The sequence below is a fragment of the Nocardia noduli genome (genome assembly GCF_019038455.1).
GTDB lineage: Bacteria > Actinomycetota > Actinomycetes > Mycobacteriales > Mycobacteriaceae > Nocardia > Nocardia noduli.
Genome location: NZ_JAFMPL010000016.1, coordinates 79,837 through 106,060, shown reverse-complemented (window position 1 = coordinate 106,060; position 26,224 = coordinate 79,837). Strand labels below are relative to the sequence as shown.

Genomic DNA, 26,224 nt, shown 5'->3' with positions numbered 1-26,224 from the left:
CTTCGCCGTCGCCGCACCCGCGTCGCGGGGCGGAAACCGCACCTCACCTTTGTTCGGGTTCGCGCGGCCGCGGTCGGCGGGTAACGTCGGACCCTATGAGTTCGCACACGGAGTCCAGGTTCGCGGCGGATGTGTACGGAGAGCGGCTGGAGCGGGCGGTGGAGTTGATGCGGGTCGCGCATCTGGACGCCCTGCTCATCACGCCCGGCCCCGATCTGCGGTATCTGATCGGCTCGGCGGCCGAATCCTTCGAACGGCTGACCTGCCTGGTGATCCCGGCCGACGGTGCGACACCGTCGGTGGTGATCCCGAAATTGGAGTTGGCCTCGCTGTCCGGTTCGGCGGCGGGTGAACTCGGCCTACAGATACTCGACTGGGTCGACGGCGTGGACCCCTATCAGCTGGTGAAATCCACCCTGCACGCCGGTTCGCGGGTCGCGGTGGCCGACGCGATGCCCGCTCTGCATCTGATCCCGCTCGCCCAGTCCGTCAGCGGCCTGCCCGCATCGGCCACCCCGGTCCTGCGTGAATTGCGGATGATCAAGGGGGACGCGGAAATCGACGCGCTGCGCCGGGCGGGCGCCGCCATCGACCGGGTGCACGCGCGCATGGGGGAGTTCCTCGCCGCGGGGCGCACCGAAGCCGAGGTCGGCGCCGCGATCGAACGGGCGATCGTCGAGGAAGGCCATCTCGAGGCGGCGTTCGTCATCGTCGGCAGCGGCCCGCACGGCGCCGATCCGCACCACCACGTCTCCGAACGTCGGATCGAACGCGGCGACGTGGTGGTCATCGATATCGGCGGCCCCGTGGAACCCGGCTATTTCTCCGATTCGACCCGGACCTATGTCCTCGGTGAACCCGCCTCCGAGGTGGCCGCGAAATTCGACGTCCTCGAACAGGCGCAGGCCGCCGCCGTCGCCGCGGCACGTCCGGGCGTCACCGCGGCTTCGGTGGACGCGGCGGCGCGAGAGGTGTTGACCGAGGCCGGTTTCGGCGCGGCGTTCGTGCACCGCACCGGCCACGGCATCGGGTTGTCGGTGCACGAGGAGCCCTACATCGTCGCGGGTAACGACCTGGTGCTGCGGCCGGGTATGGCCTTCAGCATCGAGCCCGGCATCTACTTCCGCGGCGAATGGGGCGCGCGTATCGAGGACATCGTCATCGTCACCGAGGACGGTTGCGAGTCGATGAACCACCGCCCGCACGGACTGACGGTGCTGTAGGCGACCGCGGCGGACTGAAACGGGCCACCACGGCTCATTGTCCGGCGCGGTCACCGGGCGATATAGGGCGAAGCCATATCGGCAGCCGGTGTCCTCGGCGAGTGCGTGTGGCGCCGGTGTGCCCGGCGCCGTACGCGGTGCTGTTCAGCGCAGGGTGCTGCTGGACAACACGCGGGCGACCTGGATCGCCAGCACGACGCGCGTCGGGTTCTCCCGCGGAACCCGGTAGCGGCCCGCGTAGCGCGCCACCGCGTCGGCGACGTCGGCGGGATCGTCCAGGACGGTGGCGGGCCCTTCCAGGGTGAGCCACCGGATCCCGTCCACCTGGCTCACCGCCGCGTACCCGGAGCGGCGCGTGTTGCGCACTTTCACCGAACCGTCGTTGGTGATCACGCGCGCGATCCCGGCCTCGGGATCCCAGGTGAATCCGACCGCGACGACGTGCGGGGTGCCGTCGGCGCGCAGGGTGGTCAGGGTGGCGAGATGCCGTTCGGTCACGAATTCGAGGGCGGTCGGCGTCAGTCGCGCGGTGGTTGTCGGCATCCCCCGACCGTAGCCGCCGATGTCCGCGCAGGTCACGAGGGGACCGGTGGCGGCACGGGCGCACGGACGGCAATGACAGACTGTCCGCATGGGATTGCGAGGTGGGCGTGGAATCGCCGACGGGCCTGTGCTGGTGCTCGGCGGGCGCAGCGAGATGGGTATCCAGGTGGCGCGGCGGTTGGCGCCCGGCCGGGTGGTGATCCTGGCCGCGCGTCGCCGCGGTGATCTCGACGGCGAGATCGCGACACTGCGAGACGCGGGGGCCACGGACGTGCACACCGTCGAATTCGACGCCGACGACACCGCGAGCCATCCCGCGCTGCTGGAGAAGATCGACGCCGAGCACGGCGGGATCGGCGTCGCGGTGCTCGCCTTCGGCGTACTCGGCGATCAGGCACGCGCGGAACAGGACCCGGCGCACGCGCTGGCGGTGGTGCACACCGATTACCTGGCCCAGATCAGCGTGCTGACCATCCTCGCGAACCTCATGCGGGCCCGTGGCTCGGGGCAACTGGTGGTCTTCAGCTCGGTGGCGGGCGCGCGGGTGCGCCGCGCCAACTACGTCTACGGGTCGGCCAAGGCCGGACTCGACGGATTCGCGACCGGATTGTCGGATGCCCTGCGCGGCAGCGGTGTTCGGCTGCTGCTGATGCGCCCCGGTTTCGTCATCGGGCGCATGACCGAGGGCATGGAACCGGCCCCGCTGTCGAGTACCGTCGACCAGGTCGCCGACGCGGTGGTCCGTGGTCTGCGCCGGGGCTCCGCCCGCGTGTGGGTGCCTCGGATCTTCCAGCCGATCTACGCCGTCGTCCGTTTCGTCCCGCAATCGGTCTGGCGTCGGATGCCGCGGTGACGAAGGTATGGCCGGGGCCTCCGATCGCGGTGATCGGGATCGGCGCCGACGGCTGGGACGGACTCGGGGCGACGGCGCGGCGCGAGGTCGCGGCGTGCGAGGTGCTGTTCGGCTCGCCGCGCCAGTTGGCGCTGATTCCCGATGACGTCACCGGCGAGCGGGTGCGGTGGCCGTCGCCGCTGGTACCCGCCCTGCCCGGTCTGCTCGAGACCAACGCGGGCGCGCGGATAGGTGTGCTGGCCAGCGGTGATCCGATGTACTACGGGATCGGTGTCACGCTGGCCCGACTCGTCGGCGCGCGAGCGCTGCGGGTGTTCCCGCAGCCGTCGTCGGTATCGCTGGCCTGCGCGCGGCTGGGGTGGCCGCTGGCCGATGTCCCGGTGGTGAGCGTGGTCGGCAGACCCCTGGCGACGGTACTGCCCGAACTCGGCGACGGACGCCGGATCCTGGTGCTCAGCGCCGATCAGCACACCCCGGCCGCGCTGGCCGAACTTCTGCGGGACAACGGTTTCGGCGCGTCGAACCTGACGGTGCTCGAACAACTCGGTGGCCCCGACGAGTGCCTGGCGGCCGGTGTCGCGGCCGAATGGCGAAGGGGCGAGGGTGATCCGCTGAATATCGTCGCGATCGAGTGCGTGGGCGATCCGGCCCGCGCGCGGGCCACCCGGGTGCCCGGCCTGCCCGACGAGATGTACAGCGGCGACGGACAACTCACCAAATCCGAGGTGCGCGCGCTGACGCTGGCCGCGCTCGCGCCCGCGCCGGGCGAACTGCTGTGGGATATCGGCGGCGGGTCCGGCACCATCGCGATCGAATGGTGCCGGACGCATCCGGCGTGCCGGGCGGTGACGTTCGAACAGCACGAGGCGCGACGTCGGCAGATCGCGGGTAATGCCGCCGCGCTGGGCGTGCCGCAGGTCGTCGTCCGCGGCGCGGCCCCCGAGGAATTGGCGATCGCGGCCGCCGAATCCGGATCGCCCGACGTGATTTTCCTCGGCGGCGGGCTCACCCAGGATGGCCTGCTCGAGACATGTTGGTCGTATGTGCGACATGGCGGGAGGTTGGTGGCGAACGCGGTCACCGCCGAATCGGAATCGCTGCTGCTGACCTGGGCCGACAGTCACGGAGGTGAGTTGCGAAAGTTTCAGATCTATCGGGCCGAGCCGCTCGGCGGCTTCACGGCGTGGCGCCCACAGTTACCGGTAACTCAGTGGTCGGTACGGAAAATACTGTCGTAGCAGACCGGAAATACCGGAACTCCAGGTGAAACAGCGGGAGTCGGGCGGTAGGGTCGGTGGCCGAGATCCGATAGTTATCGGACTTCAGGTTTCTAATGGGGAGATTGATGAAGTACAAGAAGTTCGCCGCCACCGCGATCCTCGCGGTCGCCGCCACCGGCATCGCCTCCGGCACCTCCGGCGCCGCGCCTTCCGCACCGGCCCCGGCCGTGCAGAACCAGCCCGTGGCCGGCGTGCAGGGCACGGATCAGGGCGTCGGCTACACAGTGCAGGCGCTCGACAAGTCGATCGTCGCCGCGGTCACCGGCGGATCGTTCGCCTTCGACGCCGACAAGAAGTACGTCACGGTCACGAACGCCGACGGCGCGGTGGTCACCTCCATCCCGTTGCAGGCGAAGGTCGGTGAGGAGCTCATCTCCATCGCCGCCACCATCGATCCGACGGCGCAGCAGTTGACGCTGACCCCGGATGCCAAGCCCACCGCCGACGCGGTCGCCAGGCACGCCGAGGCCATCGGTTCGCAGGACTGGTTCTTCAGCGAGTTGCAGCGCGCGTCCCTGGGCGCCGTCATCGGCGGGATCATCGGATTCTTCTTCTTCGGCATCGGCCTGCCGGTGGGTGCGCTGATCGGCCTGCTGATCGCGGGTGGTCCGAACCTGATCAACGCGGGCATCGCCTACTTCAGCGGGCAGCCCTGAGGGTTCTGATTCTGGGCGGTTCCCGGGAAGCCAGGGAACTCGCCGCAGCGACGTCCGGTGAGCGGGGATTGGAGATCGTCTCCTCGCTCGCCGGTCGCGTGCGCGATCCGCATCTGCCCGAGGGGCAGGTGCGGATCGGCGGTTTCGGCGGCACCGAGAAACTTCGCGACTGGCTTGCGGCCGAGGATATCGGCGCCGTCGTCAACGCGACCCATCCCTTCGCCGCGCGAATCGGCGCGAACACCGCCGTCGCCACCGCGGCGCTCGGCATCCCGCTGTTGCGGATACTGCGGCCCGCGTGGAGCGAACAACCGGGCGACCGCTGGACCAGGGTCGCCGACCTCGACGCCGCCGCTCGAGCCCTGACCGCATTCGGCGACCGGGTCTTCCTGACCATCGGCCGCCAGGGCGTCGGCGCGTTCGCGGCCCTGACCCGGCAGTGGTTCTTGATCCGCGCCATCGACCCGCCGGACGGCGCGTTGCCGCCGAAGCACGAATTACTGCTGACCCGTGGACCTTTCGCGGTCGACGACGAGATCGCGCTGCTGTCCGACCGGCGGATCGACGTGCTGGTGACCAAGGACAGCGGCGGCGATCAGACCGAGGCGAAACTCGTGGCGGCCCGCGCCGCCCGACTTCCCGTCGTCGTCGTGGACCGGCCCGCGCTGCCGGAGGGCGTCGCCGCGGTGGAAACCGTCGAGCAGGCGCGGGAATGGTTGCTGCGCACGGCGGTTCGGTCCGATCAGGATTCCACCCGCTGAACCCGGAGCAGTTCGGGGAGGCGCTCGAACCATTCGAGTACGGCCGTTTCGTAACCGATGCCGAATTCCAGGGTGGCCCGCTGGTGCGGGGTGAGAGTGTCGGGGTCCTCGGCCCGGTACCGGGCCAGCCGCGTGTGGTGGATGGCGCGGTTGGCGGTGATGATCCGGTCGAGATGACGCGGATCGAGGTGTTCGCCGAAGGACAGCGTCAGCAGCAGCGGGACGCGGATCGTCTCGCTGCCGGGGTCGCGGCCGATCCATTCGCGGAAGGCCGCGCGGCCCGCGTCGGTGATCCGGTACGGCGTCCGGTCGCGCGCACCCGCCTGCCCCTTCTCGACCAGGCCCGCGCTGTCCATCGCGGCCAGTTCGCGGTAGACCTGGCTCTGGGTGATGGTCCAGAAGTCGCCGATGCGCTCCTGGGCGATCGTCACCAGATCCCATCCCGACATCGGACCCTCGTGCAGGAACCCGAGCAGGGAGGCCGCCGTGGAATTCAGGGATTTGCGGCGCTCGGTCGACCGGGTCTCGTTCGCTTCATCCTCACGTTCCATAGTGGAATGTTAGCCGATCGACCCCGCGAGACGAGCGAGGCCGTCAGCGCGTGTATCGGCGGGACGTGTAGACCCGCGGCCCGGCGTCGGTGTCGAAGGACGCGGTGGTGGAGGAGCCGATGATCAGCAGCGTACGCATATCCACCTCGGCGGGATCGAGTTCGTCGAGGGTGACGACCCGCACCGATTCGGTCGGTCCACCGACATCGCGCCCGAGCACGACCGGTGTATCGGGTTTGCGATGTTCGAGCAGCAGCTCGCGCATGGCGGCGACCTGCCAGGTGCGCTGCGACGAGGCCGGGTTGTAGATCGCGATCGCCATATCCGCCGCGGCGACGGCCGAAAGGCGCTGTGCGACAACCTCCCACGGCTTGAGCCGGTCCGAGAGCGAGATCATGGCGTAATCGTGTCCCAGCGGCGCGCCGACCCGGCTGGCGACCGCGTTCGCGGCGGTGAGGCCGGGCAGGACGCGCACCGGAACCCCTTCCCACTGCGGGTCGGCCGATTCCTCCAACACGGCGGCGGCCATCGCGAAAACCCCGGGATCGCCCGAGGAGACCACCGCGACGCGCGCACCCTTGCGAGCGAGATCCAGTGCCATGGCGGCTCTTTCGGATTCCACGCGATTGTCGCTGGCGTGCCTGCGCTGGCCGGGGCGCACCGGCACCCGGTCGATATAGGTGGTGTAGCCGACGAGATCGGTCGCCTCGTCGAGCGCGCGACGCACCTCGGGGGTCGTCCACTCGGCCGACCCCGGCCCGAGCCCGACGACGACGACCTCGCCCGCCGTGCTCGGCGTCACCGAGTCGTCGGCGGTCGCGGGCGACTCGACGACCGCGTGCTGGGCCGCGGCCCGCGCGACCGCGCGTGGAAGCGGGGTGGTGGGCCGGGGGCCGGGAACCAGGGTGATGGAGAAGTACGGGACGTCGGCGTCGTCCACGTCGGCGGCGCGCAACACGCGTTGACGGGTGCTGCTCGCGCGCTCCACGTAGTAGGCGTCGTCGAGCCGTCCCGAATCCGCGAGCGCCTTGCGCACACCGGGGTAGGTGCGGCCGAGTTTCATGATGGCGGCGGCCTCGGTGTCGCGGAGCCTGCGGGTCAGTTCGTCGGTCGGCATGGTCCCCGGCAGCACCGTGAGCACCTGCTCGCCTTCCACCAACGGGGTGCCCAGCGCCGCCGACGCGGCGCTCACCGAGGTGATGCCGGGGATGATCTCGGCCTCGAAGCGGTCGGCGAGCCTGCGATGCATATGCATGTACGAGCTGTAGAACAGCGGATCACCGGCGGCGAGCAGTGCGACGGAACGACCGGCGGCCAGATGCGCCGCGAGGCGTTCGGCGGCCTGTTCGTAGAACTCGTCGATGGCGCCCTGGTACCCGCCGGGGTGATCGGTGGTCTCGGTGGTCACCGGGTAGACCAGATGTTCCTCCAGCTGGCCCGCGCGCATATACGGCGCGGCGATACCGCGCGAGATACTGCGCCCGTGCTTGGCGCTGTGGAAGGCGATCACATCGGCGGATTCGATCACCCTGGCGGCCTTGACGGTCACCAGTTCCGGGTCGCCGGGGCCGAGCCCGACACCCCACAGCTTGCCGGGTGCGCTGATCTCGGTCATTCTTGTTCGCTCGCAATCGCATTCAGCGCCGACGCGGTGATGGCGCTGCCGCCACGCCTGCCCCGGACGGTCAGATACTCGATACCGCCGAAATCGATCAGCGCGTCCTTGGATTCGGCCGCGCCGATGAACCCGACCGGGATACCGAGCACGGCGGCCGGGCGCGGGGCGCCCGCGTCGAGCATGTCGAGCAGGTGGAACAGCGCCGTCGGCGCGTTGCCGATGGCGACGACCGCGCCGCCTAGCCGCTCGCCCCAGAGTTCGAGCGCGGCCGCGGAGCGGGTGTTGGCCATCTTCGCGGCGAGTTCGGGCACCCGCGGATCGGCGAGGGTGCAGATGACCTCGTTGTCGGCGGGCAGACGTTTGCGGGTGACGCCGGAGGCGACCATGTTGGCGTCGCACAGAATCGGCGCCCCGGCGCGCAGCGCGGCCCGTGCCGCGGCGACGACACCGGGGGAGAAGGCGATGTCATCGGCCAGATCGACCTGTCCGCACCCGTGGATCATCCGCACCACGACCTGCGACACATCCGAGGGAAAGCGAGCCAGATCGGCCTCGTCGCGGATCGTCGCGAACGAGCGCCGATAGATCTCGGCCCCGTCGGTGAGGTAATCGGCACGCACGTCGGACATGCGCACCACATTAGGAGGGCGAGGCGAGCACGATCACGCCCGGGTACCGCTTCACGTGCGCGGACGTTCCAGGATGCGCGACATCACGAGGGAACTGCGGGTGCGCCCGACCCGGGTGTTCTCGCGGATCCGCTCGACGGTCGACTCGATTTCGGCCATGTCGGTGGCCATCACGTGCACCAGGGCGTCGGCCTCGCCCGCGATCGTCCAGACACCGACCACCTGCGGGATCGGTTCCAGACTGCGGCGCAGCTCGGCCGGGGTGATGTTGTCGCGGTAGTAGACCTCGACGTAGGCCTCGGTGGTCCAGCCGAGCGCGGCGGGGTTGACCAGCGCGGTGAATCCGGTGATCTGCCCGCTCGAGACCATGCGATCCACCCGGCGCTTCACCGCGGGAGCGGACAGTCCGATGCCGGAACCGATCTCCTGATACGAGGCGCGCGCCGAACGCAGCAGGTGACCCAGAATCCGGCGGTCGATATCGTCCACGTCACATTCTCCTCACGCTACGCAACAATTCGCCGTATTTATCGTCGATTGCGCAATGAATTGCTATTTCTGGCGCAATGGTAGGCGAATTATGGTCGTGGCAGTGGAACGATTCGCGACTACCTCGGGAGCCACGTTGACCTCTGTAGCCACCATGCCCACGTCGGAGTCCGATCCGGTCCGGCGGCAGTCGACACCGCGTCGGTTCGTGATGTGCCGCCCCGATCATTTCGGGGTTTCGTATTCGATCAACCCCTGGATGGATCCGGCCCGACCGGTCGATCGCTCGCTCGCGCTGTCCCAGTGGGAGGCGTTGCGCGTGGAATTCGAGCGCCACGGCCACCGCATCGAGGTCGTGCCGGGTGTGCCTGGCCTACCGGATATGGTCTTCGCCGCCAACAGCGGTGTGGTCATCGGCGGACGAGCCATGTCGGCGCGCTTCACCCATCCCGAACGCGCGGCGGAGGGCCCCGCCTATCACGAGTGGTTCGCCCGGCGCGGATTCCGCGAGCTCGTCGCGGCCACCGAGGTGAACGAGGGCGAGGGAGATTTCCTCCGGGTCGGCCGTCGCATCCTGGCCGCCACCGGGTTCCGCAGTTCGCCCGCCGCCCACCGCGAGGTCGAACGCTATTTCGGTCGCCCGGTGGTCTCGCTCGAACTGGTCGACCCGCGCTTCTACCACCTCGACACGGCCCTGATGGTGTTGGACGAGGACAATATCGCCTACTTCCCCGAGGCGTTCAGCGCCGACAGTCGCGACATCCTGGCCGCGCTGTATCCCGATGCCGTCCTCGCCGACGACGCCGACGCGATGGTGCTCGGCCTGAACGGGGTGTCGGACGGATTCAACGTGTTCATCGCCGCACGCGCGCACGGTCTCGGCGAGGCGTTACGCGCGCAGGGATACAACCCGGTCGGCATCGACATGTCGGAACTGCTCAAAGCGGGCGGCGGCGTGAAATGCTGCACCCTGGAACTGCATTAGCGCCGCTCAGTCGACCCGGTAGCCGTCCGGCACCGCGGTGATCTCGGTGACCGCGCCCGGCGGCCGTCCGCAACGACGTTCGCAGCCCGACCAGTGCTGGCGTCCGCCCGCCACGACCATCGCGGCCTCCACCGGATCGGCCGGTGGAGTGCCCGCGTCGTCGCGGGTGGGCAGTACCCGTCCCGATTCGACGGCCGCGGCCGCGTCGGCGCGGACATCGGTGCGCGCTTTCGCGCATCCCGGTTGCCCGGCGCAGGCGCTCACGCGCAACCAGGGCGAGTCCGCGTCGAAGATCAGTCCCATCGGCGCGAGCACGCGCACGACCTGTTCGGCGGCCCACTCCTCCAGGTCGACCGCGAGCAGACTGCGCCACGGTGTGACGTAGATCGGGCGCTGCACCGCGGCCAGGAATTCGGCGACCCGCGCGGGCAGGGTCCCCAGGCGCACACCGGCGCCGAGTGCCACGGAGCCGTCGTCCTGATCCAGCCAGCCGATCGGAACATCCTGGGACGCGATGAATTCCAGGCGTTCGTCACCGGGGGTGAGGCCCAGGTGCTCGACGACGCGGGCCGCGCCGTCTTCGATGTCGCGCAGCCGCCACTGCCCCGAATCCAGGTCGAGGAATCCCTCGGCCGCCGTCAGCACGAGATCGACGGCATGCGTCGCGCCGACCCGGATACCGCTGTCGACTCCCGCGAGGATCAGCGCGAATTCGTCGGCGCCGACGGCGTGCACGCCGATATCGCCCGCCAGTCCGCTCACGTCGCCGCGTCCGTCGTCGAGGGTGAACAGCACCCGCCCCGGCAGATCGGCCAGTCGCGCCGTCGCGCGCAGACCTTCGTCGAGCGCGATCACCCGATCGCGCACATCGGCCAGCCCGCCGCGCCGACCCGACAACGGTGACGCGACGATATTGCGCACCCGCTCGTGGGACCGACTCGGCAGCAGTCCGGCGGCGGCGAGCCGATCGGTCAGCGCGACCGCGTCACCCACCTGCCGCAATTGCAGATTGCCGCGCGAGGTCAGTTCGATGTTCCCATCGGCGAGATCGACGCTGATCGCGGCCAGATCGGCCAACTGATCCGGCTCCAGCCTGCCGCCAGGCAGCCGTATGCGGGCCAGGGGTCCGTCGGCGGCCTGATGTAACCGCAGGACACCGGGGCAGGAATCGGGAGCACGTCGAGTCATAGCACTGCCAGCCTACGACCGGCTCCCGCGCGTCGCCCGCCGCCCGGCAGGAAATGCGCGTGCGCGGCGGCGGGAGCGGTGAGTAGGGTCGATCCATGTCCGAAACCTCCCACCTCGCAGATCGTTTCGCGATCATCGAGGTCGTCACCCGCATGTTCGTCTACACCGATCAGAAGCGCTGGGACGAACTCCTCACCGAGGTGTTCACCGCGAACGTGGATTTCGACGGCGGCTTCGGTGGCGATGTCGCCGTCCGCCCCGCCGCCGATATCGTCGGCGACTGGCGCACCGGTCTGAGCGATCTCGACGAAGTCCACCACCAGGCCGGGAACTATCTGATCGACCTGGACGGCGACACCGCCGCGGTGCACGCCGACGCCATCGCCGTCCACGTCAAGAACAGCGCGGCCAACGGTGCGACCCGCACCTTCGTCGGTAGTTACGCCATCGGCGCGGAACGTACCGCCGCGGGTTGGCGCGTCGACCGCTTCCACTATCACCTGAAGGTCATCGACGGGAACGCCGATCTGATCTGATCCCGCCGTCAAGCGGTGGCATCGCCGGAGCTGCGAGAACCGGCCGCGCGGCGCAACCTCGTCGCGAGGCGGTCGAACGCCGCCGCGAGTTCGTCTCCGTCGATCACCTCGATGTCGACGCCGAGCTGTGCCAACCACAGCGCGAGCCGGTCCGGGTCGTCGGAACCCAGTTCGACACGGCACGTGGACTCGTCGACCACCTCGATATGGACCGGGATGTGGATCTTCGCGGCGACCCGGGTGGCGGGAGCGTGGACGAGTACCCGGGCGCGGTACTTCCAGGCCGCCTTGCTGACGCGACCGACGACATACTCGACGGCATCGTCCTCCGGGATCGCGCGCGGCTGGAACCGCGCACCCGTCGGTGCGTGCGGAACCATGCGGTCGACACGAAAGATCCGCCAGTCGGCACGGTCGAGATCCCACGCGAGCAGGTACCAGAGCGGCCCCCAGGTCACCAGCCGTTGCGGTTCGGTGTGGCAGGCCCGTTCGGTGCCCCCGTGCTTGGTGTATCCGAACCGGAGCCGTTCGTGGCCGCGGATCGCGGCGGCGACCGCGCCGAGAACCGAGAGATCCAGCGGCGGCTCAGCCCCCGGAACGACGCTCATCGCCTCGCGTACCGCCTCGACGCGCCGACGCAGGCGCGAGGGCAGCACTTGCTCCAGCTTCGCGAGCGCGGTGAGCGAGGTCTCTTCCACACCGAGCCTCCGGGTCGCGACCGCACCGAGTCCGACCGCGACGGCCACGGCCTCGTCGTCGTCGAGCAGCAGCGGGGGCATCGCCGTCCCGGCGGCCAGCCGGTACCCGCCCGCCACGCCGGGGCGCGCGTCCACGGGATAGCCGAGCGAGCGCAACTTGCCGATGTCGGCGCGCACAGTTCTCGTGCTCACCTCGAGCCGACCCGCGAGTTCGGAGCTCGTCCAGTCCCGCCTGAGTTGGAGCAACGACAGCAATGCGAGCAGGCGGGCCGAGGTCTCCAACATGTTCTCGATCATTTCAGCAATCGCGGAAGCTGATCTGCCGCATTACCCGGGAACGTGGACGCCATGACCGAGAACACGGCACTCACACCGTTCCGCATCGACATCCCGCAGGCAGACGTCGACGACCTCCGCGACCGGCTGGCGCGCACGCGCTGGCCGATCCCCGTGCCGGGCCGAGACGATCGCACCGACTTCAGCCGTGGCATCCCGACGGTGTACCTGAAGGAACTCGCCGACTACTGGCGCGACGGGTACGACTGGCGTGCGCAGGAGGCGAAGCTCAACGAGTACGACCAGTGCACGACGGTCGTCGACGGCCAGACCTTCCACGTCGTGCACGCGCGATCGGCGAATCCGGAAGCGACCCCGCTGATGCTGAACCACGGTTGGCCGGGCTCGTTCGTGGAGTACCAGCGACTCGTCCCGCTACTGACCGACGAGTTCCACGTGGTCATCCCTTCGCTGCCCGGCTTCGGGTTCTCCACCCCGCTGTCGGGAACCGGCTGGGAGTTGGCGCGGACGACGGAGGCCTACGCCGAGATCATGACCCGTCTCGGCTACGAACGGTTCGCGGCCCACGGCACCGATATCGGTTCGGGCATCACCGGGCGCCTCGCGGCGCTCTACCCGGAGCGCGTCATCGGCACGCACATCGGCACCGACTCCCGGTGTCTCGGGTTCGTCGGCGACAAGTTTCCCTACCCCGACGATGTGTCCGATGACGAGATGGCCCAGTTCGCGGCCGCGCGCACCGGGGACGCGGCCGATCGCGGATATCTCGAGATGCAGAACCACCGTCCCGACACGATCGGTGCGGCGCTCACCGACTCGCCGGTCGGTCAGCTCGCGTGGATCGCCGAGAAGTTCAAGACCAAGACCCGCGGCGACCACCGGACGCCGGACGAGACGGTCGACCGCGACCAACTCCTCACCAACGTCAGCCTGTACTGGTTCACCCGCTGCGGCGCGTCGAGCGCGCAGTTCTACTACGAGGGCGAGCATTCCGGACTCGACTGGCTCGTGGCCTCCGACGTGCCGTCCGGATGGGCCGTGTTCGACACCGATCCGCTCGTGCGCCGCGCGATGGACCCGTGGAAGGCGATCGGCCACTGGTCCGAGTTCACCGAGGGCGGTCACTTCCCCGCGATGGAGGAGGCGGAGCTGCTCGCGGACGACATCCGCGCCTTCTTCCGCGGCGTTTCCTGACCCCGACTCGGGGCCGACCGGTCACGAAGACCCCGACTACTCCGATTTCGTCGACGTGGCCGCGGCCTGCGGTGCGGACACCGCGGGCTTCGGTTCGGCGGGCACCACGTCGGCGGGCACCACGTCGGCGGGCACCGCGGCGCGTCGGCGGCCGGGGGTCCAGAAGGCGATGAGCAGCGCCGCGCCGATGGTCAGGAAGCCCAGGGTCGTCGCGGATTGGTGCAGGCCGTGGATGAACGCGGATTTGGCGAATTCGGCGAGCGGTTGCGCCGCCGAGCCCGCGCGTTCGGCGACTTGCAGCGCGGCCGCGAGCGAGTCGCCGACCGGTTCCCGCGCGGCTTCGGGCAGGTTGGGCAGGGCGGGGGCGATGCGCTCGCTGTAGCCGGCCGCGAGCACGCTGCCGCCGATCGCGATGCCGATCGCCGCCCCGACTTCGCGTGCGGCGTCGTTGACCGCCGCCGCGACACCGTGCTTCTCCACCGGTGTGCCCTCGATGATCGCGGCCGTGGCCGGTGCGGTGCACAGTCCGACGCCCGCGCTCATCAGCAACAACGGGGTCAGCAGGTCGACGTAGGAACCGTCGACGTCGATGCGGGCGATCATCAGCAGCGCGCCACCGATCGCGAGCAGCCCCGCGAAGGTCGGGATGCGCAGGCCGACCCGCTGCGCCAGCCAGGGCGAGATCGCCGAGATCACCACCATGGGCACGATCATCGGCGCGAGCGCCACCGCCGAGATCAGCGGCCGGTATCCGAGGATCAGCTGGAAGTACTGCACGAGCAGCATGAACATGCCGAAGGTGACCAGGAATTGCACCGTGACGATCGCGGTGCCGCTGCCGAAACCTCGGTCGGCGAAGAGTTTGATATCGATCAGCGGATGCGCGACCCGTTTCTCGACGACCACGAACGCGACGGCCGCGAGGACGCCGATGACGGCCGCGACGAGCACCAGCGGGTCGAGCCAGCCGCGGGCGGGTACCTCGATCGCGGCGATCACGATCGCGCCGACCGCGAGGGCTCCGGTGATCGCGCCGAGCGGGTCCATCGCGGGCCGCGAGTTGTCCACCGATTCCGCCACGGTGAACGCCGCGATGGACAGGATGACGCCCGCGACGGTCATGCCGAGGAAAATCGAGAGCCAGGACCAGTATTCGATCAGGATGCCCGAGCCGAGGATGCCGAGGATCGCGCCCGCGCCCGCGACGCCGGCCCACAGTCCGATCGCGCTGCCGCGCCGTTCCTCGGGGAATCCGGCGGTCAGCAGCGACAGCGTCGATGGCATCACCAGCGCCGCGCCGACTCCGGCGAGACCGCGTGCGGCGATCAGCCAGGTCGGGCTGTCGAGTGCGAGGGGGATCGCCGAGGCCAGCGAGAAGATGATCAGGCCGACGATGAGGACCGCGCGCCTGCCGTATCTGTCGCCCAACGCGCCCGCGGGCAGGACCAGGCAGGCCAGCGCGAGGGTGTAACCGTCGACGATCCAGGTGAGTTCGGCCTGGCTGGCCCCGGTCGCGGCCGCGATCTCGGGCAACGCTGTATACAGTGCCGCCATCGAGGCGATGACGAGAACCACCGCGAGACACGACAGTGTCAGCAGCCAGCGCTGGGCGGCGGACAGTCCGGCGCGTTCGGTGGATTCCATCGGGCCTCCGCAACTATTGGTATCGCTACGCTACTATGAGTAGCATAAGTCGCTCGGTCCCCGGTAGGCCGGGTGAGGTAGCCCACGATGCGAAGGAATACTGGGCGATATGAGCGGAACCGACGACGTCGACATCGACCCGCGCAAGGTGCGTTCGCGCGCCCGCCTGCTCGACGCCGCGACCGCGCTGCTGAAGGACGGCGGGCTGGAGGCGGTGACGGTCGAAGGCGTCACCAAGCTGTCGAAGGTCGCCAAGACCACGCTCTACCGGCATTTCGACAATGCGATGCAGTTGCGGGCCGCCACCATCGAACGCCTGCTGCCGCCCGTACTGGAGACACCGGCCGAAGGTCCGCTGCGCGAACGCCTGATCACCCTGCTGGAACGGCAGGCCGATGCCATCCGCGAGATGCCGTTACAGGTGGGGACACTCGCCTGGCTGGCAACCGGATCCGACCGTGTCGCCGAGAACGCGACCATCACCTCACTCAGCCAGCGCCTCATCGATCAATACCGGGTGCCGTTCGACCGGGTGCTCGACACCCCGGAGGCCCGCGCGCAACTCGGCGAATTCGACACCTTCTTCGTGCTCTCGCAGCTGGTGGGCCCGATCGTGTTCGCCAAGCTGATCGGATTGCGCGCCTCGACACCGCAGGACTGCGCCCGCATCGTCGACGATTTCCTGGCCGCGCGCGCCGTCGCCCATCCGGTGTCCTGACCGATCCGCGCGGATGCCGGGTCGGGACGCGATCGGCGGGCAGGTAGCATCCTGCATGCTCGGCGGGCGTCGAGGAAACCGGTGCGATTCCGGTGCGGTCGCGCCACTGTGAACAGCCAGACCCTCCCCGGCGAGCACCGAATATCCCGATGGGCGCGTCACCCGAGGAAGGTCACCCGTGATCCTGCTGCTGTCCACGTCCGACACCGATCTGCTGAGCGCGCGCGCCAGCGGCGCCGACTATCGCTGGGGTAACCCGGCGCGGCTGCTCGTGGACGATCTGCCCGCCCTGCTCGACGGCGCCGACCTGGTGATCGTGCGGATCCTCGGCGGCAAGCGGGCCTGGGAAGAGGGCCTGGAGGCGGTACGCGCGAGCGGCGTTCCGATGGTGGCGCTCGGCGGCGAACTCGCGCCCGACGCCGAACTGATGGAATGCTCGACCGTTCCCGGCGGCGTCGCCGCCGACGCCCACAACTACCTGGCCGCGGGCGGTGCGGAGAATCTGCGCCAACTGCACGCCTTCCTGTCCGACACGGTGCTGCTCACCGGTCACGGCTTCGAGCCGCCGGTGCAACTACCGAGCTGGGGCGAACTCGAGCGCTCGGCGCGCGAACTCGACGCCGAGGCGCCCACCGTCGCGGTGATCTACTACCGCGCGCAGCATCTCGCGGGTAATACCGGCTATATCGACGCGCTGTGCACCGCGATCGAGGACGCGGGCGCCCGGCCGCTCCCGCTGTACTGCGCGTCGCTGCGCACCGCCGAACCCGAACTGCTCGACACCCTGCGCCGGGCCGACGCGCTGGTCGTCACCGTGCTCGCCGCGGGCGGCTCCAAACCCGCGACCGCTTCGGCGGGCGGCGACGACGAGGCCTGGGACGTGGCGGCGCTCGCCGAACTCGACGTGCCGATCCTGCAGGGCCTGTGCCTGACCAGCGGACGCGCCCAGTGGGAGGCCAACGACGACGGGCTCTCCCCGCTCGATGTCGCCACCCAGGTCGCGGTGCCGGAATTCGACGGCCGCATCATCACGGTGCCGTTCTCGTTCAAGGAGTTCGACGCCGACGGCCTGTCCACCTATATGCCCGACGCCGAGCGCGCGGCGCGGGTCGCGGGGATCGCCGTCCGCTACGCCCGGCTGCGTCACATTCCCGCCGCGGACAAGCGGATCGCGATCATGCTGTCGGCCTACCCGACCAAACACGCGCGCATCGGCAACGCGGTCGGGCTCGACACTCCGGCCAGCGCCATTCGTCTGCTCACCGAATTGCGTTCGGCCGGATACGATCTCGGCGCGCCGGGGGAGGTGCCCGGCCTCGAGGAACGCGACGGCGACACGCTGATCCACGCCCTCATCGCCGCCGGCGGCCAGGATCCGGACTGGCTCACCGCCGAACAGTTGGAGGGCAACCCGATCCGGATCGGCGCCGCCACCTACACCGCCTGGTTCGACACACTGCCGCAGGATCTGCGCGACGCCGTCGTCGAGGCGTGGGGTCCGCCGCCGGGCGAACTGTACGTGGACCGCTCCGCCGACCCGAACGGCGAAATCGTGATCGCGGCACTGCGTTTCGGCAATGTCGCGCTCATGGTGCAGCCGCCGCGCGGCTTCGGCGAGAATCCCGTCGCCATCTACCACGATCCGGATCTGCCGCCGAGTCACCACTACCTCGCCGCCTACCGCTGGCTGCGCGCCGACGAGGGTTTCGCCGCCGACGCCATGATCCACCTCGGCAAGCACGGCAACCTGGAATGGCTGCCGGGCAAGACCCTCGGCATGTCCGCGTCCTGCGGCACCGACGCCGCGCTCGGCGATCTGCCGCTGATCTACCCGTTTCTCGTCAACGATCCCGGCGAGGGCACCCAGGCCAAGCGCCGGGCACACGCGACGCTGGTCGATCACCTGATCCCGCCGATGGCGCGCGCCGAGAGCTACGGCGACATCTCGCGTCTGGAGCAGTTGCTCGACGAGCACGCCAACATCTCCACCCTCGACCCGGCCAAACTGCCCGCCATCCGGCAGCAGATCTGGACGCTGATGCGCGCGGCCGAGATGGATCACGATCTCGGACTGGCCGAACGCCCGGACGAGGATTCCTTCGACGATATGCTCCTGCACGTCGACGGCTGGCTGTGCGAGATCAAGGACGTACAGATCAGGGACGGTCTGCATATTCTCGGTCAGGCGCCCGTGGGCGAGATGGAACTCGACCTGGTGCTCGCGATGCTGCGCGCGCGCCAATTGTGGGGCGGCGAGCGCAATGTGCCCGGCCTGCGCGAGGCACTGGGCCTCGACGAATCCGGCACCGAGACCCGCAATCGCGTCGACGTGGTCGAGCGCAAGGCCAGGGAACTGGTCGAGGCGTTGCAGGCCACCGATTGGTCGGTGGACGCGGTGGACGGCATCGTCGCCGAATTCGCGCCGGCCATCGTGGAATCCGCACCGGGCGAGCAGGATTCGACGCAGCGTCTCGACGCGGTGCGCACCGTGCTGCGCTTCGCCGCCGCCGAGGTCGCTCCGCGCCTGCGCCAGACCGGCATCGAGATCGAGCGGGTGCTGCACGCGCTCGACGGTGGTTTCATTCCCGCCGGTCCGAGCGGTTCGCCGCTGCGCGGACTGATCAATGTCCTGCCCACCGGTCGCAACTTCTACTCGGTCGACCCCAAGGCCGTCCCGTCGCGTCTGGCCTGGGAAACCGGTCAGGCCATGGCGGAATCGCTACTGGAGCGATACCGCACCGACCACGGCGAGTACCCGCGCTCGGTCGGCCTGTCGGTATGGGGTACCTCGGCGATGCGCACCTCGGGCGACGATATCGCCGAAGTGCTCGCGCTGCTCGGTGTCCGGCCGGTCTGGGACGAGGCCAGTCGTCGCGTGACCACCCTCGAGGTGATCTCGCTCGAGGAACTCGGACGTCCCCGCGTCGACGTCACGGTACGAATCAGCGGATTCTTCCGCGACGCCTTCCCGCACGTCCTGGCGCTGCTCGACGACGCGGTACGCCTGGTCGCCGATCTCGACGAACCGGCCGAATCGAATTACGTGCGCGCGCACAGTGAATCGGATCTGGCCCAGCACGGCGACCGGCGTCGCGCGACGACCAGGATCTTCGGGTCCAAGCCCGGCACCTACGGCGCGGGACTGCTCCAGCTGATCGACTCCAAGAGTTGGCGCACCGACGACGATCTGGCGCAGGTGTACACCGCGTGGGGCGGCTTCGCCTACGGCCGCGACCTGGACGGCGCGCCCGCCGCCGAGGACATGCGCACCGCCTACCGGCGAATCGCGGTGGCGGCCAAGAACACCGACACCCGCGAGCACGATATCGCCGACTCCGACGACTACTTCCAGTACCACGGCGGCATGGTCGCCACCGTGCGCGCGCTGACCGGCAAGAATCCGGAAGCCTACATCGGCGACAGCACCCGCCCGGACGCGGTGCGGACCCGCACCCTGTCCGAGGAGACCGCGCGGGTGTTCCGCGCCAGGGTGGTCAACCCGCGCTGGCTCGAGGCGATGCGCAGGCACGGGTACAAGGGCGCGTTCGAAATGGCCGCCACCGTCGACTACCTCTTCGGCTACGACGCCACCACCGATGTGGTCGCCGACTGGATGTACGAGAAGCTCAGCGAGAGCTACGTTTTCGACGACGTGAATCGCAAATTCATGGAGCAGTCGAATCCGTGGGCACTGCACGGTATCGCCGAGCGGTTGCTCGAGGCGGCCGAGCGCGGCATGTGGTCGGCTCCCGAACAGGAGACGCTCGACCGCCTGCGTCAGGTGTATCTGGAGACCGAGGGCGAACTCGAGTAGCGCCGTTCGGGCGGCGGGCGAGGTCCGCCGCCCGAACGGTGGGCTCCGATACCTCTCGTGGCCGTGTTCACCGCTGCCGGAGCGCATTCCGCGCCGCCGTTGATCATTATGTGATCGAATAGCGACACGTCGGTTTGCTACGTAAGGCATAGCGAATGTGGTCGACAGCCCGTGACGGGTGAAGATTTTACTGGAGTACATGATCGCAAGACCCGAAAAATCGGGCCGATCAGACGTTGCGCCAACCTGATTCGAATTCTCCGATTCGCGCCCGCGAATGATGTCGAACGCGCATCATTATTGGTGTCCCAAGTCCGTTTCTCGGGGAACATCAATCGATTCGGCTGGATTGGAATACACATGAAGATCAGAAAATTGGTAGCGGCAACGGTTTTGACGGTCGCCGCCACCGGCGTCACCGCGGCCACCGCGTACGGTTCGCCCTCGGTCGCCGCCCCGGTGCTCGCGGGCAACGACCGCGGCGTCGAATACGTGGCCGCGGTGGCTCCCGATCACTCCGCGGCCACCGTGACCTTGGCCTCGGGCCGGTTCGTGGTGACCCCGGATGCCGGGATCGCCGTGGTCGCGCCGGACGGCGCGGTGGTGGCCACGGTGCCGACCACCCTGCACACCGTCGCGGGCCAGCAGGTGGAGGTGGTGCCCGAAGTCGACGCCGCCGCAACCACATTGACACTCACCCCGGTCGGCGGAGTCCCGGCGCAGGCGGATTTCATCGGTGACGCGGGAACGACGGTCGCGGGGGCGTTGATCGGATGCGTGATCGGCGCGTTGATCGGGTTCTTGTTCTTCGTCGCCGGATTCCTGCCCGGCTGCCTCATCGGCGGTCTCATCGGCGGCGTGATCGGCGCCAACCAGTAACGGTGCCGGAGTAAGGAATTCGGAAGATCGAATATTCCCCGGTCGCTCTCGCCAGATAATTGCCGAGGGTGGCCGGGTAATTCGCGTTCCCGAATTCTTTTCCCGGATACACCATTCCCGGCGGCGAGGGATTCGCCCGGTGCGCGGTCGGATCAGGGGAGCACGGATTCCGTCGGGCTGCCGTGCGGTCGGTCCCGTTGACGCAGCCGTGCGTGCAGACCGTCGAGTACGCAGCACAGTCCGAAATCGAACGCCATAGCGCGAGCGGCGGCGGGGGTGATGTTCGTCGTGGTCCGGAATTCCTCGATCATCTCGGGGTAGTCGGCGGCGAGTTCGACCACGCTGTCGATCATCGTGTCACGATCGGGTTCGGTGTCGCCGAAAGCGTTGGTCCAGGCCAGTTCCGGGATGACCTGGCCGAGGACGAAGGAGATCACCGAGCCGCTGGCCAGGTAGATGTCGGTGCCGGTGAATCCGGCCTCGATGAACGCGCGGCGCAGTCGATCGGTGAGTCGCAGGGCATTCGGGCCGATGCTGGGCAGTTGGCCGACCAGGGACGCGGCCCACGGGTGCGCGCGCAGGGTCTCGCGGAAACTGTAGGCGAAGGTGGTGATCACCTCGCGCCACGGCGCCTGTCCGGGTTCGGCGCTGTCGAGCATGCCCCACACCTCGTCGAGGACCAATTCGAGCAGTTCGTCCTTGTTGGTGACATACCAGTACAGGCTCGTCGCGCCCGCGTCGAGTCTGGAACCCAGTTTGCGCATGCTCAGCGCGGCCAATCCCTCGGCGTCGAGAATCTCGAGTGCGGCGGTGACGATCTGGTCGCGGGTCAGGCCCGACGCCTTGGGGCGACGGGTTTCGCGGGTCCATACCGAGGAGAACTGCTTGGTCACACCCGTGATTCTATATTCACTCGCACATCGTTCGAGTTTGTCGTACGGTGTGCGAGTGGAATCGAACACTGTGCGAGACCCGCGTCGTTGGTGGATCCTCGGAGTTCTCTGTCTTTCGCTACTGGTGCTGATGATCGACGGCACCGTCCTCAACCTCGCGATCCCGTCCCTCATCCGGGAACTGGGCGCGACACCGGCCGATATCCAGTGGATCCTCGACGCCTACGTCCTGGTCTTCGCGGGACTGCTCCTCACCGCGGGCATCCTGTCCGACCGGTTCGGCAGGCGCCGGATGCTGATCATCGGCCTGGCCGTGTTCGGCGCGGCGTCGCTGGCCGCGGTCCTCGTCACCGAACCCTGGCAGCTCGTCGGCGCGCGCGCCGCGATGGGAGTCGGCGGCGCGCTGCTGATGCCGTCGACGCTGTCCATCCTCATGACGACATTCCAGGAGGACGAACGACGCACCGCCATGGCCGCCTGGGCCACGGTGTCGGTCGTCGGCATCGTCGCGGGTCCGACGCTCGGCGGCACATTACTCGAACATTTCTGGTGGGGCTCGGTCTTCCTGCTGAACATCCCGGTGGCGGTCGCGGCGATCGTCGCCGCGCTGGTGCTCATGCCCGAAACCGTCGGTGATCAGCGCCCGGTCGATCCGGTCGGTGTGCTGCTGTCCATCGTCGCCCTGGGGGCGGCGATCTACGTCGTCATCGAGCGCGAGCTCAATATCGGCATGATCGCCCTCGCGGTGGCCGCCGCGGTCGGTTTCGTGGTGTGGGAAGCGCGGTCGGACCATCCGATGTTGCCGCTCGGCGTGTTCCGCAACAGGGATTTCACCGGCACGGCGCTGACCCTGCTGCTCATGGTGTTCGGCATGGGCGCGCTCATGCTGATGCTGACGCAGTACCTACAGTTCGTCCTCGGCTACGGTCCGATGAAAGCCGGTCTGGCGTTGCTGCCGTACGCGGTCGCGGCCGCCGTCTGCAACGGACTGGGCGCCACCCTGGGCAAAGCGGTGAGTAACAAGACCCTGATCGTGTCGGGCCTGCTCGTCATGTCGGCGGCCTTCGTGATCCTCGCCATCGGCCAGGGATATCTGTGGGTGCTGGTCAGCATGCTCGTCATGGGTATGGGCGGTGGTCTTGCCGGTCCGGCCGCCTACGCCGCCATCATGAACGCCATCCCGCTCGAACACGCGGGCGTCGGCTCGGCGATGAACGACACACTGCAACAGGTCGGTATGGCGATCAGCATCGCCGTTCTCGGCAGCGTGCTGGCGGGTGTCTTCACCTCGCGCATGCCGGACGACGCACCCGAGGCCGCGCGTGAATCCATCGGCGCCGCTTTCGAACTCGGGTACACCGAACCCGCCAAGGAAGCGTTCACCGCGGCCATGTCGGCGGGTGCGTGGATCAGCGCGGGCTTCAGCGCCGCGGCGGCTCTGCTCGGGTTGATACTGCTGCGCTCGCGACCGCCCGTCGCCGCCACCGAGGGCGAGGAACCGGAACAGGCGAAGGTGGCCTAGAGCCCCCGGGGGATCACGTGTTGTCGTGGCGTCCGTACCGCGGCTGTCGTGGCGCTCGCTCGTCGACGGCGCGCGGTCGTGCGGTTTCCGATTCGGCGCGCACCGACGAATTCGACGGTCTGCTCGGCCAGTACTGGTTGGTGGGAAATCCGCCGGTGCCCTGCGTCTCGGATCGATCCTCCCACCAGTTGATGCGGTCGGCCGGAAGGGAATCCGAGCGTCTGGGCGGTGCGAGGCCGACGCCCGTGGCGGGTCCGCTCGCGTCCGTGGGAGTGCGCCTGACGGGGGTGCGTTCGATGGAGGTCAGACCGACACTGATGAGCAGGAGCATGGTCACGATGCTGATCCCCGCGATCAACGGGCCGAGCAATTGCAGTGCTTCCGCTCCGGAGGGTGTGCCGTGGTGCGCACCCGCGTGGGCGTGCATGGAGGCCATACCGGTGTAGTGCATTCCGGAAACCGCGACACCCATGATCAATGCCGCGCCGATGGTGGCGAACGCGCCGTCGATATGCAGGGTGAACCACAGCGCCGCCGTGGCCGCGACGACCGCGATCAATACGGACAATCCGACCAATCCGGCGTTGTAGGTCACGGCCGCATCGGATTTCATCGCGTACATACCCGTGTAATGCATGCCCGCGACGCCGAGTCCGGTGATGGTGCCGCCCGCGAGTAGTCCGGGCAGCGTCGGCTCCGGTTTCACCACCAGCATCAATCCGATCCACACCACCACGATGGCGGTGACGGCGCTGAACAGCGTGATAGGCACGTTATAGCGGATCTGCGCGTCCTCGATCGAGAAGCCGAGCATCGCGATGAAATGCATCACCCAGATACCGGTGCCGCCGATCGCCAAGGCGGACAGGCCGAGCCACGACGTCCGGCTCTCCTGTCGTGCGCGTGCCGCGCACTGCAATCCGAGTAGACAGCCGATGAACGACATGATGTAGGACAGCAGTGGCGTCAACCAGCCGTGACTGAAGTGGTAAATGTCTAGCACCTTGAAAACCCCACTGCCGACGGTACTGCCGAGATCATGAAATGATGTAGCGGAACAGACGATACGGCAGGTGGCAGGTTGGCCGTAGGCTGAAAAATATGGCGTTCATCACGTTTTGGTTTAGCGGAAGGTCTTCCGGGAAATGGGGTACTCCCGCTCGACAGTTACGTCCGAGCTATTTATCGGCAATATTGTCGGAGCTCGAGATCGGTGACCGGACCACCGCGTGGCCGGAACGCGTCGAGGGTGACGTTTCGGTGTGCCGGAAAAGATGACCTCCCGGTTCTCGCGTCTCCTATGCGACACGTGTCGGAAAAATAGTGCGGTCCAGCGGAATCCGATGTCGCAACCGCCGTTGTGCGTGTCCGGGCCTCCCGGTTCGATGTGGCCGTATCCGGATCGTGAACTGTGTGCGGCGGGCTCGATATCCTTTACCGCATATACGTTTACGACCCGGATGATTTCGACAACACTACATACCGGGTGTACTCGGATACCGGAGTATCCGCCGAAAGGCGGGGCTCGACCGGATATGTGGCGGCGTGCGACCCGCGTCGGAAATGCTGTCTGCGGGGTTGCTGATATCGCTGTCGCACTGCTGAATCGATGAATTCGACGGCATATGTGGAACATGCACATGTCGGATAACGCGGGGTCGTCACGTACGAGTGTGGAATTCCGGTCGTGCGGCCGACGACGCCGCCACCGCGCGCCTCGGCGGTAGCCCGCGGCAGCACCCCTCGTCGGCGCCGCGACTACCGGTGATCTCGCGGTGGCGGTTCGGCCATGGAAACGGAACCGCCCGTGGCCGTATCGATTCCGTGATCGGAGCCGGTGCCCTCGCCGACGCCGCCGCATCACGCTAGAGCGCGTGATTCGCCACGAAGACCGCGCCCGGGGCGAGTTCGTCGCGGACCGTGCACAGGCGGGCCCAGTCCTCACCGTCGTACATGCGGCCCGAATCCGCGCGGTTCTCGGTGAAGGTCGGAATCAGATTCGGCAGCGACCAACTCGACATCGCACGAACGACGGAGAACGCCGCCGCCCTGCCCGCCACGGCGGCCTGCGGCGTCGGAGCCACAGCGACACAGAGCAATCCGTAGACGCCGGGGATGTGGGACAGCGCGCCGCCCGTGTCGGACGGGCGTCCGATGGCGCCGCCGAGGTGACGCAACTCGGTGAACATCAGACCGGGGGCGGTGCCGTCGCCGATATGGGCGAGCAGCGCGGAGATCGCGGCGTCGTCGAGATCGCCGAGGACGCTGTGGTCACCGACGGTCGGCGTCGGTGCGGGCGGGTCCATGTGGACGAGAAGCAGCGCGGCCGAGGGGATTCGGGCGAAGGTGTCCATTTCCGGGCGCAGCGCCCGCAGCGGTTCGACGATCGTCGCGGCGGTGTCGTCGTCGGCCAGGATCGCGCCGTCGACGACGACGATGTCGCGGCCGGACAGGAACGGCGGCAGTTCGGGCAGCGGCGGGAAGCTCATGACCCGCAGCGATGTGGTCACCGATTCGGGGGCGGTCCGGCTCCAGCGCACCCAGGCCGGAATCACGTCGGCGGCGCGCTCGCGGTCCCACAGCAGCATTCCGGCGAAAATGTCGGCGTAGGGCAGCAATTCGAGTTCGATCGACACCACGACCCCGAGGTTGCCGCCACCGCCGCGCACCGCCCAGAACAGATCGGGGTTCTCCTGAGCGTCGGCGTGGACGAGGGCGCCGTCGTGCCGCACCACATCCACCGAGCGCACCGCGTTCGCGGCGAGGCCGTGTTCGCGGCTGTAGAACGACAGCCCGCCGCCGAGGATGTATCCCGCCACCGCGACATCGGGCGCGCTGCCGTGCGACGCGGTCAGTCCGTGCGCAGCGGCGGCGGCGATCACCTCCTGCCACAGGGTGCCGCCGACCACCGTCGCGGTCCGCGCGACCGGATCGATCGTGACCCCGGTCAGCTCCGACAGGCGCAGCAGCACGACGTCGTCGAGCGCGCGTTCGGCGAGCGGTCCCGCGCCGTGACCGGTGCTCTGCGGGGCGACCCGCAGACCCGCCGAGGTGGCGGCGCGCACCACCGCGGCCACCTCGGCGACGGTGCGGGGGATCGCGACCGCGGCGGGGCGCTGGTCGACCGCCACGTTCCACGGGGTCCGCGCGGCGTCGTAACCGTCGTCGCCGGGCAGGTGCAGTTCGCAGTGGTCGCGCAGGGTCTCCAGGGCGGGGGAGGCGGTGAGGTCGAAAGAAGTCATGGCGACAACAT

23 protein-coding genes are annotated in these 26,224 nt (G+C 68.6%); 12 read left to right on the top strand and 11 right to left on the bottom strand.

The window, feature by feature from the left end:
* Positions 1–95 precede the first annotated feature (95 nt).
* On the top strand, positions 96–1,223 hold the full coding sequence (locus JZ792_RS12675; RefSeq protein ID WP_216910230.1) for a M24 family metallopeptidase: 1,128 nt from the start codon (positions 96–98) through the stop codon (positions 1,221–1,223).
* A 144-nt stretch (positions 1,224–1,367) separates the two neighbouring features.
* Here the strand turns inward: JZ792_RS12675 and JZ792_RS12670 are convergent, their stop codons facing one another.
* Positions 1,368–1,766, bottom strand: a complete 399-nt coding sequence (locus tag JZ792_RS12670) for a PPOX class F420-dependent oxidoreductase (protein ID WP_216910228.1) — start codon at positions 1,764–1,766, stop codon at positions 1,368–1,370.
* A gap of 88 nt (positions 1,767–1,854) precedes the next feature.
* Here JZ792_RS12670 and dprE2 point away from each other — a divergent pair, with 88 nt between their 5' ends.
* The 4 genes from dprE2 (at position 1,855) to JZ792_RS12650 (ending at position 5,316) form a co-directional block, all read left to right on the top strand.
* Entirely contained in the window at positions 1,855–2,619 is a 765-nt protein-coding gene (dprE2, locus tag JZ792_RS12665; protein WP_216910226.1) for a decaprenylphospho-beta-D-erythro-pentofuranosid-2-ulose 2-reductase, read from the top strand.
* Positions 2,598–3,857, top strand: a complete 1,260-nt coding sequence (gene cbiE, locus JZ792_RS12660; protein ID WP_216910285.1) for a precorrin-6y C5,15-methyltransferase (decarboxylating) subunit CbiE — start codon at positions 2,598–2,600, stop codon at positions 3,855–3,857. The genes dprE2 and cbiE overlap by 22 nt, the downstream gene beginning before the upstream one ends.
* Positions 3,858–3,964: 107 nt before the next feature.
* Complete coding sequence (locus tag JZ792_RS12655; RefSeq protein ID WP_216910224.1) at positions 3,965–4,555, top strand: DUF8020 domain-containing protein; 591 nt, start codon at positions 3,965–3,967, stop codon at positions 4,553–4,555.
* Positions 4,552–5,316 (top strand): cobalt-precorrin-6A reductase, encoded by a 765-nt coding sequence (locus JZ792_RS12650; protein WP_216910283.1) that lies wholly within the window; start codon positions 4,552–4,554, stop codon positions 5,314–5,316. The genes JZ792_RS12655 and JZ792_RS12650 overlap by 4 nt, the downstream gene beginning before the upstream one ends.
* Here the strand turns inward: JZ792_RS12650 and JZ792_RS12645 are convergent.
* Genes JZ792_RS12645 through JZ792_RS12630 form a run of 4 tightly spaced genes read right to left on the bottom strand, consistent with a single transcriptional unit; the run spans position 5,298 to position 8,603 of the window.
* Positions 5,298–5,867 (bottom strand): PadR family transcriptional regulator, encoded by a 570-nt coding sequence (locus JZ792_RS12645; protein ID WP_216910222.1) that lies wholly within the window; start codon positions 5,865–5,867, stop codon positions 5,298–5,300. The two genes, JZ792_RS12650 and JZ792_RS12645, sit on opposite strands and share 19 nt — an antisense overlap.
* Before the next feature lie 43 nt (positions 5,868–5,910).
* Complete coding sequence (locus tag JZ792_RS12640; RefSeq protein ID WP_216910220.1) at positions 5,911–7,482, bottom strand: precorrin-2 C(20)-methyltransferase; 1,572 nt, start codon at positions 7,480–7,482, stop codon at positions 5,911–5,913.
* The gene (locus tag JZ792_RS12635) at positions 7,479–8,114 is read right to left on the bottom strand and encodes a precorrin-8X methylmutase (RefSeq protein ID WP_216910218.1); all 636 of its coding nucleotides are present in this window, start codon (positions 8,112–8,114) and stop codon (positions 7,479–7,481) included. Before JZ792_RS12635 ends, JZ792_RS12640 begins: the two co-directional genes overlap by 4 nt.
* Positions 8,115–8,165: 51 nt before the next feature.
* Entirely contained in the window at positions 8,166–8,603 is a 438-nt protein-coding gene (locus JZ792_RS12630; protein WP_216910216.1) for an Lrp/AsnC family transcriptional regulator, read from the bottom strand.
* 154 nt (positions 8,604–8,757) lie between these two features.
* Between JZ792_RS12630 and ddaH the strand changes: the two genes are divergently transcribed.
* Positions 8,758–9,588: a dimethylargininase gene (ddaH, locus tag JZ792_RS12625; protein ID WP_216910281.1), complete on the top strand. Its 831-nt coding sequence runs from the start codon at positions 8,758–8,760 to the stop codon at positions 9,586–9,588.
* A 6-nt stretch (positions 9,589–9,594) separates the two neighbouring features.
* Here ddaH and cobG read toward each other — a convergent pair whose 3' ends face one another.
* Positions 9,595–10,776, bottom strand: coding sequence for a precorrin-3B synthase (gene cobG, locus JZ792_RS12620; RefSeq protein WP_216910214.1), 1,182 nt, complete (start codon positions 10,774–10,776; stop codon positions 9,595–9,597).
* 95 nt (positions 10,777–10,871) lie between these two features.
* Between cobG and JZ792_RS12615 the strand changes: the two genes are divergently transcribed.
* Entirely contained in the window at positions 10,872–11,312 is a 441-nt protein-coding gene (locus tag JZ792_RS12615) for a nuclear transport factor 2 family protein (RefSeq protein ID WP_216910212.1), read from the top strand.
* 8 nt (positions 11,313–11,320) lie between these two features.
* Here JZ792_RS12615 and JZ792_RS12610 read toward each other — a convergent pair whose 3' ends face one another.
* On the bottom strand, positions 11,321–12,295 hold the full coding sequence (locus JZ792_RS12610; RefSeq protein WP_216910279.1) for a helix-turn-helix transcriptional regulator: 975 nt from the start codon (positions 12,293–12,295) through the stop codon (positions 11,321–11,323).
* A 63-nt stretch (positions 12,296–12,358) separates the two neighbouring features.
* Here JZ792_RS12610 and JZ792_RS12605 point away from each other — a divergent pair, with 63 nt between their 5' ends.
* Positions 12,359–13,501 carry an epoxide hydrolase family protein gene (locus JZ792_RS12605; RefSeq protein WP_216910210.1) on the top strand — a complete coding sequence of 381 codons (1,143 nt, stop codon included), beginning with the start codon at positions 12,359–12,361 and terminating at the stop codon, positions 13,499–13,501.
* A gap of 36 nt (positions 13,502–13,537) precedes the next feature.
* On the opposite strand, the gene JZ792_RS12600 is transcribed toward JZ792_RS12605, so the two are convergent.
* A complete protein-coding gene (locus tag JZ792_RS12600; protein ID WP_216910208.1) occupies positions 13,538–15,145 on the bottom strand; it encodes an MFS transporter in 1,608 nt (535 codons plus the stop codon).
* Between the two features lie 109 nt (positions 15,146–15,254).
* On the opposite strand from JZ792_RS12600, the gene JZ792_RS12595 reads away from it, so the two are divergent.
* The 3 genes from JZ792_RS12595 to JZ792_RS12585 all read left to right on the top strand — a co-directional run bounded on the left by JZ792_RS12595 (position 15,255) and on the right by JZ792_RS12585 (position 20,556).
* The gene (locus JZ792_RS12595; RefSeq protein WP_216910207.1) at positions 15,255–15,863 is read left to right on the top strand and encodes a TetR/AcrR family transcriptional regulator; all 609 of its coding nucleotides are present in this window, start codon (positions 15,255–15,257) and stop codon (positions 15,861–15,863) included.
* A gap of 178 nt (positions 15,864–16,041) precedes the next feature.
* Complete coding sequence (gene cobN / locus JZ792_RS12590; protein ID WP_216910205.1) at positions 16,042–19,677, top strand: cobaltochelatase subunit CobN; 3,636 nt, start codon at positions 16,042–16,044, stop codon at positions 19,675–19,677.
* 360 nt (positions 19,678–20,037) lie between these two features.
* Positions 20,038–20,556, top strand: a complete 519-nt coding sequence (locus JZ792_RS12585) for a DUF8020 domain-containing protein (RefSeq protein WP_216910203.1) — start codon at positions 20,038–20,040, stop codon at positions 20,554–20,556.
* Between the two features lie 152 nt (positions 20,557–20,708).
* Here JZ792_RS12585 and JZ792_RS41975 read toward each other — a convergent pair whose 3' ends face one another.
* A complete protein-coding gene (locus tag JZ792_RS41975) occupies positions 20,709–21,449 on the bottom strand; it encodes a TetR/AcrR family transcriptional regulator (RefSeq protein WP_308165277.1) in 741 nt (246 codons plus the stop codon).
* Between the two features lie 55 nt (positions 21,450–21,504).
* On the opposite strand from JZ792_RS41975, the gene JZ792_RS12575 reads away from it, so the two are divergent.
* Complete coding sequence (locus JZ792_RS12575) at positions 21,505–22,971, top strand: MFS transporter (protein WP_216910289.1); 1,467 nt, start codon at positions 21,505–21,507, stop codon at positions 22,969–22,971.
* A 13-nt stretch (positions 22,972–22,984) separates the two neighbouring features.
* Here the strand turns inward: JZ792_RS12575 and JZ792_RS12570 are convergent, their stop codons facing one another.
* Together JZ792_RS12570 and JZ792_RS12565 are read right to left on the bottom strand one after the other, a co-directional pair.
* Positions 22,985–23,974, bottom strand: a complete 990-nt coding sequence (locus tag JZ792_RS12570; protein WP_216910199.1) for an MHYT domain-containing protein — start codon at positions 23,972–23,974, stop codon at positions 22,985–22,987.
* Between the two features lie 862 nt (positions 23,975–24,836).
* Positions 24,837–26,213: an FAD-binding oxidoreductase gene (locus JZ792_RS12565; protein WP_216910197.1), complete on the bottom strand. Its 1,377-nt coding sequence runs from the start codon at positions 26,211–26,213 to the stop codon at positions 24,837–24,839.
* Between the last annotated feature and the right edge of the window lie 11 nt (positions 26,214–26,224).